Origin of the sequence: Brochothrix campestris (assembly GCF_046058945.1) — a bacterium.
In the GTDB taxonomy this organism is placed as follows: Bacteria; Bacillota; Bacilli; order Lactobacillales; family Listeriaceae; genus Brochothrix; species Brochothrix campestris.
In genome coordinates this window covers 231,648-244,179 of record NZ_CP175511.1, presented here as the reverse complement: position 1 = coordinate 244,179, position 12,532 = coordinate 231,648, and the positions used below count along the sequence as shown (strand labels likewise).

Here is a 12,532-nt window from a genome sequence, read left to right as displayed (position 1 = left end):
TTCGTTTCAGTCCATCAAACGTAAATAGGCAGTTTCAAAAACGAAACAGCCTGGCAATGAAAATCCACCAGGCTGTTCCAGTTAATTGCGATAATAAGGTAAATGCTTTGTCGTTAAGCGACGATACACCCATAAACCGATACAGCCAACCACCAAAATAAGCGCCAATAGTTGCGAAATACGAATGTTAACTCCTACTAAACTCAACATTAAGCTATCGGTTCGCATACCTTCGATAAAAAAGCGACCGAACGAATACCAGATGACATAGCTTAAGAACACTTCGCCACGCTTCAACGGCAGTCTGCGACGAATAAGGAGCAAGACTATGAAACCGACAATGTTCCAGAGTGATTCATATAAAAACGTCGGCTGATGATAAACACCATCGATGTTCATTTGATTAATGATAAACGCGGGTAAATGGAGACCTTCTAAAAAGGAACGACTAACCGCTTCGCCATATGCTTCTTGATTCATAAAATTGCCCCAGCGACCAATTGCTTGTGCAATAATCAAGGCTGGCGCGGCAATATCAACCACTTGCCAAAAAGAAATATGCTTCAATCGTGTGAAGATGAGCGTCGTCACAATTGCACCAATCAAGGCGCCATAGATGGCGATGCCACCTTCCCAAATTTTAATGATTTCACTTGGGTGCGCACCGTAATACGACCATTCAAAGGCCACGTAATATATACGAGCTGAGACAATCGCTAATGGAATCGCCCAAATGAGTAAATCAATAAAATAATCAAAGTTAAACGCTTGTTTTTTTGCTTCTGGCACCGTGATGACAAATGAAATAGCGACAGCCGACGCAATAATAATGCCATACCAATGAATGGCCAAGCCACCGAGTTGAAAAGCAATCGGATTGAGTGCTTCTGTCATAATTCCACCTCTTAGTTGTTCGTTTTATTTTTTATTTCGCGGGTCAAGTTTTCATTAAATGTTTGCGCCGCATTATTACCTAATTGTTTCAAACGAAAGTTCATACATGCGACTTCGATAATAACCGCTAAGTTACGACCTGGGCGAACCGGCACTGTAATTTTAGGAACCTGGACGTCACAAATAGCCGTTGTCAATTCTTCTAAACCGACACGATCGTATTGTTTTTCTGCATCCCATAACTCTAAATCAATAACTAACGAAATCTTTTTATCTGGCCGAACTGAACCAGCACCGAAAAGATCCATGACATTGACAATGCCAAGTCCTCTAATTTCGAGTAAATGCTCAATTAATTTAGGTGAACGACCAATTAAAGTAATCCCGTCTAATTGACGAATTTCTACCGAGTCATCTGCTACCAGACGATGGCCACGTTGCACAAGCTCCAAAGCTGTTTCACTTTTACCAACGCCTGACTTCCCACGGATTAAGACACCGATACCGTATATATCAACGAGTACACCATGCATTGTTTTAATTGGGGCTAATTCAGTTTCTAAAAAGTTAGTAATATAGACAGATAAACGTGTTGTTTTTAATTTCGAACTGAGTACTGGTATCCCTCGTTCTGTTGCAATTTCAAGCAACTCAGTCGGGGCTGGCAAACTACGGGCGATTACAAATGCCGGTGTCCGCGGCGTACAAAGTTTATCAAACAGGGCGCGTTTCTTTGCAGATGAGAGACTTTCTAAGTATGAGGTTTCAGCCATACCAAATAATTGAATCCGGTCTTCGGGATAGTAATTCATAAAACCTGACAATTCTAAACCTGGACGCGATAGATCACTCACTTCTATCTTGCGATTCAAGCCGTTTTCACCAGTCACTAATTTAAAATGCATATTCTCGAATAAGGCTTGTACAGTTACACTTGGTTCCATCATAGTATACGGTCCAACAAAATCGTTGTGACCTTGTCACCTCTTTCACAGTTTTATTTTAGTTTACCATGTTAACCGCTTTCTGACTAATGACACGTCAATAAAAACGGACATACAGGTCGTATGTCCGCCAGATTTAATATAAGCGTTCTTACATTCGGCTTTGATTTCATTTAAAGACGTTCAGTTTAGCTGTTTCACCTGTTTACATTATCCTTGTTTTTTTAAGGCCGAACCAACAATCATATTAACAAGCGTCATCACAATCGCAATTAGAATGGCTACGCTAAATGAGGCAATGGCAAAGACATCTCCACCAATAATTTTCGAGGTTAACTGCAATAGAAACGCATTGATAATAAACGTAAATAATCCTAACGTTAAAAAATTAATCGGCAACGTTAAAATCAATAAGATTGGTTTCAGCAACACATTCAATACGGCTAATACAAAACTCGCACCGAGAGCGACCCAAATAGAGGCCACGTGAAAACTTTGAGTGAATCCGGCAATGGCGATGAATAAGACGGCATTAATAAGCACGCCACTAATAAATTTCATCTTTGCACCCACTCCTTTCATCTACCATGTTTTATTGGACACCTGTTCCCCGTCTGCTTGTTTTGCGGTTGTACGGTAATAATCAGACGGTGTTTCTTCAGGTAGTACTAACCATAATACCACATATATTACAAATAGCGAGCCAAAACCTAGAATCGCACCAAGGGCGAAAACCAAACGCACAATCGTGGCATCAATATTAAAATAAGTGGCTAAACCTCCACAAACTCCGGCTAACTTACGATCTGTTTTTGATTTCATTAATTTTTTTCTCATTGTAAGCACTCTCCTTATGAACGATATTCTTCGATTTGGATATTTCCAGCCGAGCTATCACAGACTAAGGTAACATTCCCTGGTGATAACGGCATTTTCGTAAATAACTTATGTTTCTTCACCTTATCTTTTTCGTCAAGCAATAAATCAAAGTCGGCTAAATTCAATTGAATCTTACCGAAATTAGAACGTAAATCACCATCAATTCCAATTGTATTTGGCAAGCTCACTTTAATCGCACCCGCAGTTGTTTTGATGTTGGCATCTTCCGTACCGTTCCCTTCAAGTCGGGCAGTAATTGAACCGTTTTTTGTTTGCAAGCCGACTTGCTTACATTCGCCAGTATAATTAATTGGACCATTGACCGTGGTCATTTCAAGTTGACGGAGTTGACCATCGTGCAATCGTAATTCACCATTGATTGATTGGATATCAGCATCAGTCGCTTCTAACCCTTCAATGATCACGTTACCATTGGTTGTTTTAGCCAATAAATCATTGCAACGTAAAGTAGCGATATCAATCGTCCCATTCAATGTTTTCAATGAAATTAAGTCATATGTTGTCACCGGCAAGGCGATTTCAACACTGACACGCAAGCCTTTTGATGGTGATTTAAAGGTGAAACTATCGGCATCATAAGCAAGACTCGTTTGTTCAAAGAAATATGTTTCAATATGTTCTTGTTTTAATGGTTGATAGTTTTGCACTTTAACAAATAGATGAAGGTCCTCATCCTTACTTTGACGAACAGTAATATTGCCATTAAAGACATCCAAGGTAATATTTGAGGCAGTCGGATTTTGATACACGAACGCACGTTCCATCCGTGCTGGTTTTAAAAAGGGAACTGCTGCTTCTTTAATTTGTTTGAACGCATCAGTTACAAAGCTCCCCACTTGATCGCCCAAACTTGGCTGTTCAACGGTCTTATCTTGTTGCTGCCATTGTGACGATTGGCTTGTGTTTGTCTCATTGCTGTCGGTTTGTTGCTTCGCAGTCTGGCTGCTGTTCATTTTCTCTTCAGCAGTCGTAACCCCTTCTTTTTTCGCCATATTTTCTAATAAAACCAAGGCTTCTTCCGTTGTAATGACACCCTGCTTTACAAATTCTAAAATGCGTTTACGTTCATTTTCCATCTTTGTCACTCCTCTTCCTTTATTAATCCTATGTGTTGTTACCTTATTTACTATACCTTTATTATGTCGCACAGCCCTGCGTTTGTCATAGGTCTAAAGGTTGATTTTAACCTCGGACTCACTCAAAAAAAGCTCAGTCACATGACTGAGCTCAGATTGTAGACACTTACTTAACTGTTTTCACCTTAGCCTTCGTACGGTCTTTATCACGGTTCATAACCGCTTTCAAGTATTTCCCTGTATAAGAAGCCTTCACCTCACAGATTGTTTCTGGCGTACCTGTCGCGATAATTTGACCGCCACCGGCACCGCCTTCTGGCCCTAAATCAATCACATAATCGCCTTGTTTAATCACATCTAAATTATGCTCAATTACGAGCACTGAATCGCCATTATCAACAAGTCGTTGCATCACTGTTAACAGTCGTTTTATATCATCTGCATGCAAACCGGTTGTCGGTTCATCTAAAATATAGAATGACTTGCCGTTTGAACGTTTATGTAACTCAGATGCCAGTTTAACCCGTTGCGCTTCACCACCTGATAAGGTGGTGGCTGGTTGACCTAGTCGTACATACCCTAAACCGACATCAACGAGCGTCTGTAACTTCCGTTCGATTTTAGGGACGTTTTTGAAGAATTCAACACCCTCTTCTATCGTCATCGATAATATATCACTGATGTTCTTACCGCGATAATGCACATCTAACGTTTCGCTATTATAACGTTTTCCATGGCACACCTCACACGGCACATACACATCCGGCAAGAAATGCATTTCGATTTTCAAAATACCATCGCCGCGACAAGCTTCACAACGACCACCTTTAACATTAAAACTAAAGCGACCTTTTTTATAGCCACGTACCTTCGCCTCGTTTGTCACCGAAAACAAGTCACGGATATCATCAAATACACCGGTGTATGTTGCTGGATTCGATCGCGGTGTTCGACCGATTGGTGACTGGTTAATATCAATCACTTTTTCAATATGTTCGATTCCAGTGATACTCTTATGTTGCCCTGGTTTCACATTGGCCCGATTGACTTGACGTGAAAGCGACTTACGGATAATTTCATTAACAAGCGTACTCTTACCCGAACCTGATACACCGGTTACAACTGTGAATGTATTAAGCGGAATACTCACATTGATATTTTTCAAATTATTCTCCGTCGCCCCTTTGACCGTGAGGAAGTTGCCATTGCCACTGCGACGTGTTGCCGGCACCGGAATAAAGGCTTTGCCACTTAAATATTTCCCGGTCAATGATTTACGACTCTTCATCACTTTTTCAGGTGTACCCGCAGCAACAATTTCACCACCATGTTCACCTGCGCCTGGACCTACATCGATTAAGTAATCGGCTGCTAACATCGTATCTTCGTCATGTTCGACGACAATTAACGTGTTGCCTAAGTCACGCATATCTTTTAAGGTTTGGATGAGGCGATCATTGTCACGCTGATGCAAACCAATCGATGGTTCATCTAAAATATAAAGGACCCCACTCAATTTCGAACCGATTTGTGTCGCTAAGCGAATTCGTTGCGCTTCTCCACCTGACAAGGTACCGGCGGTGCGGCCAAGCGTCAAATATTCCAAGCCGACATTGTCTAAAAAACCTAACCGGTTGCTCACTTCTTTCACGATTGGTTCTGCTATTTGGCTATCTTGTGCGCTCAATGCTAACGTTTTAATCCAGTCAATCGAGTCCGAAATTGCTAATTCACACACTTCACCAATGTGACGATCGGCAATTTTAACTGACCGTGCTTTCTCATTGAGGCGGTAACCCTTACATGCTTTACAAGATTGTTCAGCCATGTAAGTCAGCATCGTGTCACGAACAAAGTCAGAGCTTGTTTCTTTGTAGCGGCGTTCAATATTATTCAAGACGCCTTCAAACGCAATATCAACATCTTTCGTATTACCGAATTCATTCGTATAATGAAAGTGGAACAAGCGGTCACCCGATCCCCACAACAATAGTTTTTTATCATCTTCCGCGAGTTCAGCAAAAGGGACAGTCATATCAATGTTAAAGTCACGACAGGCACTGGCTAACATTTGCGGATAATACTTTGTGCTGATGGGATTCCAAGCTACAATTGCGCCATCACGCAAGTTTTTATTCATGTCTGGTATGACGAGTTCGACATCAGCTTTCAAGGTGCGCCCTAACCCATCACACGTTTCACACGCGCCATAAGGGGCGTTGAATGAAAAGAGACGCGGCTCAAGTTCACCAACATTAAAACCACAGTACGGACAAGCGTAATGTTCACTAAAGAGCAGTTCTTCACCATCAACTACATCGATAACGGCATAACCGTCGGCAAGACGCAAGGCAGCTTCGAGTGAATCCGATAGGCGTGTTTCAATGCCTTCTTTCACAACCACACGATCAACGATAATATCAATCGTATGCTTTTTGTTCTTTTCAATGGTTATTTCTTCAGCGACATCATAAATGATACCGTCGACCCGAACACGGACATAACCTTCTTTTTTAATATCTTGTAGCAATTTTTTATGTTCACCTTTTTTACCGCGCACGAGTGGCGCCAACAAACTAATCCGTGTGCGTTCAGGCAACTGCATAATCCGTTCAACCATTTGACCAATTGTTTGTGCCTTAATTTCAATGTTGTGCGTCGGGCACATTGGATGTCCGACTCGGGCAAATAACAACCGTAAATAATCATTGATTTCTGTCACTGTTCCCACGGTTGAGCGTGGGTTATGATTCGTTGTTTTTTGATCAATCGAAATGGCTGGCGATAAACCTTCAATCATATCGACATCGGGTTTTTCCATCTGCCCTAAAAATTGGCGTGCATAAGAAGACAGCGATTCAACATAGCGACGTTGTCCTTCCGCATATAAGGTATCAAATGCCAGTGATGATTTCCCCGAACCTGATAACCCCGTAATAACGACGAGTTTATCACGCGGAATCACAACATCAATGTTTTTCAGGTTGTTGACACGGGCACCTTTGACCGTAATTTCATTTTGCTTAACCATTCTCTTTTTCCTCCTTATGCATCGCTTTGGCCTAATGCAATAATTTTATCACGCAAGGCGGCAGCTGTTTCAAAGTCTAACATCCGTGCGGCCTCTTTCATCGTTTCTTCTAATTCGGCAACTGAACGTGTCTCTGTCACCGCTTCGCTTTCAGTCACTTCAACGTCAGTATTGCCGGCTGAGACCACGTCGTGAATCACTTTCTTAATTGTGGTTGGTGTAATACCGTGCTTTTCATTGTAAGCCTTCTGAATGATACGACGACGCTCGGTTTCTGCTAATGCTTTTGTCATCGAATCAGTCACACGATCGGCATACATGAGGACGTGTCCATTGGCATTACGAGCCGCTCGACCCATCGTTTGAATCAGTGAACGTTCTGACCGCAAGAACCCTTCTTTATCTGCATCGAGAATCGCAACCAGTGATACTTCTGGAATATCAATGCCCTCTCGTAACAAGTTAATACCGACGAGAACGTCATATTTACCGCGACGCAAGTCTTGGAGTATTTCTAAACGTTCGATTGTTTTAACTTCAGAATGAAGGTATTGTACTTTAATGCCCAGTTCTTTTAAGTAATCGGTTAAATCCTCTGACATTTTCTTCGTTAAGGTGGTAATTAAAACCCGTTCATCCGCTGCAATCCGGGCATTTATTTCGCCGATAAGGTCATCAATTTGCCCTTCAATCGGGCGCACTTCAACTTCGGGATCAAGTAAACCGGTCGGTCGAATAATCTGTTCAATCACATCGGGATTTTGTTCAAGTTCATACGGGCCGGGTGTCGCTGAAATGTATGTGATTTGATTGACATGTTCCTCAAACTCAGCTAGTTTTAACGGCCGATTATCTAAGGTTGACGGCAGTCTAAAGCCATAATCAACGAGCATCTGTTTTCGGGCCTGATCACCATTATACATCCCTCGAATTTGTGGCATCGTCACGTGCGATTCATCGATGATAATTTGAAAATCATCGGGGAAGTAATCGAGTAACGTATGTGGGGTTGAGCCCGGTGCGCGCAGCTCAATTTGACGCGAGTAGTTTTCCACTCCCGAACAATAACCAACTTCTTCAAGCATTTCTAAATCGTAGTTAGTCCGCTGTTCCAGACGCTGCGCCTCGAGGAGCTTCCCATTTGCTTTAAAATAGGCCAATTGTTCAGCTAATTCAGTGCGAATGTTTTGTAAGGCAAGCTCCATTTTTTCAGGCGCTGTCACAAAGTGAGTCGCTGGAAATATCGTCATATGTTCACGTTCGCCAATAATTTCACCGGTGAGGGCATCAATTTCACGTAACCGTTCAATCTCATCTCCAAAAAATTCAATCCGATAACAGCGTTCACTGCGTGATGCCGGGAAAATTTCAACGACATCGCCACGGACACGAAAACGTCCCCGTTGAAAATCAATGTCATTGCGTTCAAACTGAATGTCGACTAGTTTTCGCAACAGCGTATTACGCTCGAGTTCCATTCCAACCCGCAATGAAATAAGCCGATCAAAATATGATTTTGGATCGCCTAAACCGTAAATACAGGACACACTTGCTATCACAATTGTATCCGATCGTTCCAGCAATGAGGCGGTCGCTGAATGTCGCAATTGATCTATTTCATCGTTGACGCTCGAGTCCTTTTCAATGTATAGATCTTTCGATGGTACATATGCCTCTGGTTGAAAAAAATCATAGTAACTGACAAAGTATTCGACCGCATTATCGGGGAAGAATTCTTTGAACTCACTGTATAACTGACCAGCTAATGTTTTATTATGAGCAATTACAAGCGTCGGCTTATTGATTTCACGAATCACATTTGATACCGTGAACGTTTTACCGGTTCCGGTCGCACCAAGCAAGGTTTGTTGTTTGACGCCTTGTTTAAGGTTAGCGACTAATTTTTCAATCGCGCGTGGCTGATCGCCCGCGGGTTGATACGGTGATACTAGTTTAAATGCTTCATTAGCCATTTTTAACGCCCCTTTTTTACATATTCATAGTGTTATTTTAGCAGAAACGACCAAAAAAAGCGAAAATACGTTCGCCTTCACAAAAAAAGCCCCATAACAAATGTTATGGGGCTCCAGCTTGTAGACAAAGTCGAATTAAACTGATTTTACTTTGAAAGTTAGTTCAAGTGACTTTGGCTTCAAGATGACTTGACTGAAAAGAAACGTTGTTATATCCTCTCGTTTAATCAGCTAACTTCTATGATATTTCATGGAAAAGTAGCGACGGGAAATAGTCGCTATTCTATTCCATTCCAATATCTTCAAAGTTGAACGAGCTGATTTCACTTTCGTTCTAGTAGGCACGACGAGCGAGTGACGGTGCGCGTACTGATGGTACGTAATCCCGAGCGAGCAAGTCGTAACGACCTAGAACAACGTTTATCTTCAGTTTGTAGACTAAGACGAATTGAACTCCTTTTTTCTAGCTCCTCACAAGGCACGGCTTTACGCTGGTCAGCACTGCTCATCGTGTTCTGCTTTTGCTCTTTTATGCTTGATTAAATTGACAACGACAAGCCCCATCGTAATTGAAAAAGCGTCTAACAGTATTAATAAAAAACCAGTTGTATAGCCTAAAAAGGCACTCGTCATAATCAGTATTACCGTCAAACTAACTGCTACAACACGGCTATAGGTAACTTTTGCCAATAGAAGCACCATCAAAAATGGTAAGATAAGTGCGGATAAAAAAACATCGATACTCATCTTAGCTATTTGCCTTCAATAAGCTTAAGGTTGTCGCAATGAGTTGACTGGCACTTTTCTCATCCTGCGTAAGCACATCTGGCAAGATTTCATCGATGAAATAAGTAACTGATGCTAAATGACGGTATCGCAAAATCGTTTCGAGCGCTTCAGCATAAATGTCATAAAATAGCGGTTCGCTATTGCCTTGTTGGATTTCGGCATATGATTCATAGAGTAAATCAACCTTGTCGGCCACTGCTAACAACTGCCCTTCAAGTGATTCATCCTTGCCTTCTTTAAAGAAGCGTTGAAAGTCAGCTTGAAAACGTTCGGGCACTTCTTTTTCAATAAAGTTCGTCGTCATCGTTTCTTCGACATCACTCAGCATTTCACGGAGTTCCACCGAGGCATATTTCACTGGTGTTTTTATGTCACCGATGAATAACTCGGAGTAATCATGGTTTAATGCTTTTTCATATAACGACCGCCAATTAATCGCTTGTTGGGCTTGTTCTTCAACCAACCCTAGAAATTGGGCAATTTGAGCTACCTTAAAGCTATGTGCTGCCACATTATGTGGTTGATATTTGAATTTGCCTGGACATCGTACAATTAATTCCAAATCTGCTAAACTGCCAAAAAAGTGATGAATACCCATCTGCCCACATCCTTCTGTCGTGTTATTTTTGTTATCATATCACATTTATTCAACATTAGGGTAGTGGTCTGTTACGATTTCAAGCTTCATCCGTAGTGTGTAATGTTTTTTCTTCGGCACCCGGTATCAGCAGTGACAAGCTAAGAAGCGTCACGATTACGGTTGCCCCCATATCTGCTAAAATAGCAAACCATAAGGTCAACCAGCCGGGAATTGTTAACAACAAAGCGATGAGTTTGAGGCTGAGTGCAATCCCGATATTGAAATAAATCACACGCTGAACCTGGTGTGCGATTCCCTGTACAATTGGTAAACGTTTCAAGTGATTTTGCATTAAAACAACGTCAGCCACCTCAATTGCTGCATCGCTCCCTTGTCCCATTGCAATGCCAATATCAGCCGTAGCAAGCGCAGGTGCATCATTAATGCCATCGCCAATCATGGCAACTGTGTGTGTGGTTTTCGCTGTTTTAATATAGCTAACCTTATCTTCCGGTAATAAGTTGGCATGGTAATCGGTTAGCCCTGCTTCTGCCGACATCAATGCCGCACTCTGTTCATTATCGCCTGTTAGCATCGTTAGCCGTTTTACACCATTTTTTTGTAGCGCTGTAATGGTCTCAGACGCCTCTTCTCGTAGCTGATCACGTATACCAAAGATGGCTAAGACCGTCGTTTCATCACCTAAAATAGCAACTGTCATACCGTCAGCTAGCATCGCTTCATACGCTCGTTCACTAGTTGTGCTCCAGTGTTCCGGTGTGAAAAGACGTTTATTTCCCAAGAAATAATGCGTGGTCGCAACTTCTAATCGGAGACCTTTTCCTGCCAGTGTTGTTACTGAACCTGCGGTAATTTCCGTTGTCAGTTCTTGTGAAGCAGCGGTTAAAAGGGCTTTTGCCAATGGGTGTTTCGACTCACCTTCCATTTTGACAACTAAACCATATAGCTTTGCCTTATTAGCATTTTCAGCAATCCAAGTCGCATTAACCTCCAACTCACCCTTCGTCAGAGTTCCAGTTTTATCCATCACAACCTCTTGTATTTTGGCTAGTTGTTCTAAGAATACTCCACTTTTAACAAGGACACCGCTTTTTGCACTACGGGTAATACCTGCCATCAGAGCGATTGGGGACGATAGCACTAGCGCGCATGGGCAACCGATAATTAAAACGGCCAAGCCTTGATAGAGCCAACTCTGCCACTCACCCGTTATTAGACTGGGGATAATAACTACAAGTATCGCTAACACTAAAATAAGTGGGGTGTATATTTTTGCGAATTTATCAATCGCTAACTCAAGAGGTGTTTGTTGACTTTGCGCTTCTGCCACCAAAGCGAAAATTCGAGCAATCGCTGATTCTTCATATCTTTTTGTAACGCGTACGACAAGCGTGCCATCTTGGTTAACTGCACCACCATATACGGGGACACCGGCAGTTTTTTTTACTGGTAAAGCTTCGCCCGTAATCGCTGCTTCGTTCATATGACAATATCCCGTCAACACAACACCATCTGTCGGCATTTTTTCACCGGCTTTAACAATCACCACGTCGTCAATTTTCAAGGACTCAAGCCCAACGACTTGCTCATCACCATCGTTATATAAGGTGGCTGTCTCTGGCGCTAGCTGCAACAGACTGTTCATCGATTGACGTGCACGTCGCATACCGAACCCTTCTAAGTATTCATTGATGCCAAATAAAATCGCCACAAGCGCCCCTTCACGCCATTCGCCAATCGAGAAAGCGCCAATCATCGCGATTGTCATCAACGTATCAATCGTAAAACGCCACACTAGTAGGTTTTTCAAACCTCTAATAAAGGTCGTATAGCCACTAATAGCAGCAGCTGCCACATACAGGCTAAAAACAAATCCACTCAATAGGTGCTGTTGAAAGCTCAATGTCGCAACAAAAATCAGCGCGGCACTTATGAGTACGAGCAGTTCTCGCCGCTGCTGTTGTCGTTGTTTCATCGCATCTGTCTGCGCTGCTAGTTGTGCCCCTTCAGTTGCCAGTATACGCTTCACTGCTGTTAAATCCACCGTATCAGCGATTGTTAAAGTTTGGGCAGCATAATTAATGTTAGCCGTTTCTCCATGGTCTAACCGGCGGATTTCCAGTTCTAATTCACGGGCACAATTGGCACAATCAAGGCCTGTTAGTTGATGTTTTGTCATGTCATTGCCTCCTTTATGTGGTTATATGATTATTCATTCATATATTAACACCCGTGCTTTAAAAAGGCAAACCATCCCCCTTTCTTTACAAAAAAAGACACACCGCTCATTAGCAGTGCACCAAGACGAACTGTGAATTTATTTT

The 12,532-nt window shown here is 42.2% G+C and carries 10 protein-coding genes; all 10 read right to left on the bottom strand.

Annotation, left to right across the window (positions count from 1 at the left end; all coding sequences use genetic code 11):
* Window positions 1–81 precede the first annotated feature (81 nt).
* Window positions 82–894, bottom strand: coding sequence for a prolipoprotein diacylglyceryl transferase (lgt, locus tag ACJYYY_RS01205; RefSeq protein ID WP_035314355.1), 813 nt, complete (start codon window positions 892–894; stop codon window positions 82–84).
* A gap of 11 nt (window positions 895–905) precedes the next feature.
* A complete protein-coding gene (hprK, locus tag ACJYYY_RS01200) occupies window positions 906–1,838 on the bottom strand; it encodes an HPr(Ser) kinase/phosphatase (RefSeq protein ID WP_035314455.1) in 933 nt (310 codons plus the stop codon).
* A 210-nt stretch (window positions 1,839–2,048) separates the two neighbouring features.
* Window positions 2,049–2,399 carry a phage holin family protein gene (locus ACJYYY_RS01195; RefSeq protein ID WP_035314357.1) on the bottom strand — a complete coding sequence of 117 codons (351 nt, stop codon included), beginning with the start codon at window positions 2,397–2,399 and terminating at the stop codon, window positions 2,049–2,051.
* A 21-nt stretch (window positions 2,400–2,420) separates the two neighbouring features.
* Window positions 2,421–2,675 carry a PspC domain-containing protein gene (locus ACJYYY_RS01190; protein WP_051456911.1) on the bottom strand — a complete coding sequence of 85 codons (255 nt, stop codon included), beginning with the start codon at window positions 2,673–2,675 and terminating at the stop codon, window positions 2,421–2,423.
* A gap of 14 nt (window positions 2,676–2,689) precedes the next feature.
* Window positions 2,690–3,814 carry a DUF4097 family beta strand repeat-containing protein gene (locus ACJYYY_RS01185; protein ID WP_035314359.1) on the bottom strand — a complete coding sequence of 375 codons (1,125 nt, stop codon included), beginning with the start codon at window positions 3,812–3,814 and terminating at the stop codon, window positions 2,690–2,692.
* A 166-nt stretch (window positions 3,815–3,980) separates the two neighbouring features.
* Complete coding sequence (gene uvrA, locus ACJYYY_RS01180) at window positions 3,981–6,845, bottom strand: excinuclease ABC subunit UvrA (protein ID WP_035314361.1); 2,865 nt, start codon at window positions 6,843–6,845, stop codon at window positions 3,981–3,983.
* 14 nt (window positions 6,846–6,859) lie between these two features.
* Window positions 6,860–8,818 carry an excinuclease ABC subunit UvrB gene (uvrB, locus tag ACJYYY_RS01175; RefSeq protein ID WP_408869010.1) on the bottom strand — a complete coding sequence of 653 codons (1,959 nt, stop codon included), beginning with the start codon at window positions 8,816–8,818 and terminating at the stop codon, window positions 6,860–6,862.
* Between the two features lie 495 nt (window positions 8,819–9,313).
* Window positions 9,314–9,565, bottom strand: coding sequence for a DUF2198 family protein (locus ACJYYY_RS01170; protein ID WP_035314363.1), 252 nt, complete (start codon window positions 9,563–9,565; stop codon window positions 9,314–9,316).
* Window position 9,566: 1 nt separating this feature from the next.
* Window positions 9,567–10,205: an HD domain-containing protein gene (locus tag ACJYYY_RS01165; protein ID WP_035314364.1), complete on the bottom strand. Its 639-nt coding sequence runs from the start codon at window positions 10,203–10,205 to the stop codon at window positions 9,567–9,569.
* A gap of 79 nt (window positions 10,206–10,284) precedes the next feature.
* Window positions 10,285–12,387, bottom strand: coding sequence for a cation-translocating P-type ATPase (locus tag ACJYYY_RS01160; RefSeq protein ID WP_035314366.1), 2,103 nt, complete (start codon window positions 12,385–12,387; stop codon window positions 10,285–10,287).
* Between the last annotated feature and the right edge of the window lie 145 nt (window positions 12,388–12,532).

Excerpts from the sequence above, each read along its gene's own strand:
- lgt (WP_035314355.1), bottom strand. The coding sequence starts at position 894 with ATGACAGAAGCACTCAATCCGATTGCTTTTCAACTCGGTGGCTTGGCC.
- hprK (WP_035314455.1), bottom strand. The coding sequence starts at position 1,838 with ATGGAACCAAGTGTAACTGTACAAGCCTTATTCGAGAATATGCATTTT.
- ACJYYY_RS01195 (WP_035314357.1), bottom strand. The coding sequence starts at position 2,399 with ATGAAATTTATTAGTGGCGTGCTTATTAATGCCGTCTTATTCATCGCC.
- ACJYYY_RS01190 (WP_051456911.1), bottom strand. The coding sequence starts at position 2,675 with ATGAGAAAAAAATTAATGAAATCAAAAACAGATCGTAAGTTAGCCGGA.
- ACJYYY_RS01185 (WP_035314359.1), bottom strand. The coding sequence starts at position 3,814 with ATGGAAAATGAACGTAAACGCATTTTAGAATTTGTAAAGCAGGGTGTC.
- uvrA (WP_035314361.1), bottom strand. The coding sequence starts at position 6,845 with ATGGTTAAGCAAAATGAAATTACGGTCAAAGGTGCCCGTGTCAACAAC.
- uvrB (WP_408869010.1), bottom strand. The coding sequence starts at position 8,818 with ATGGCTAATGAAGCATTTAAACTAGTATCACCGTATCAACCCGCGGGC.
- ACJYYY_RS01170 (WP_035314363.1), bottom strand. The coding sequence starts at position 9,565 with ATGAGTATCGATGTTTTTTTATCCGCACTTATCTTACCATTTTTGATG.
- ACJYYY_RS01165 (WP_035314364.1), bottom strand. The coding sequence starts at position 10,205 with ATGGGTATTCATCACTTTTTTGGCAGTTTAGCAGATTTGGAATTAATT.
- ACJYYY_RS01160 (WP_035314366.1), bottom strand. The coding sequence starts at position 12,387 with ATGACAAAACATCAACTAACAGGCCTTGATTGTGCCAATTGTGCCCGT.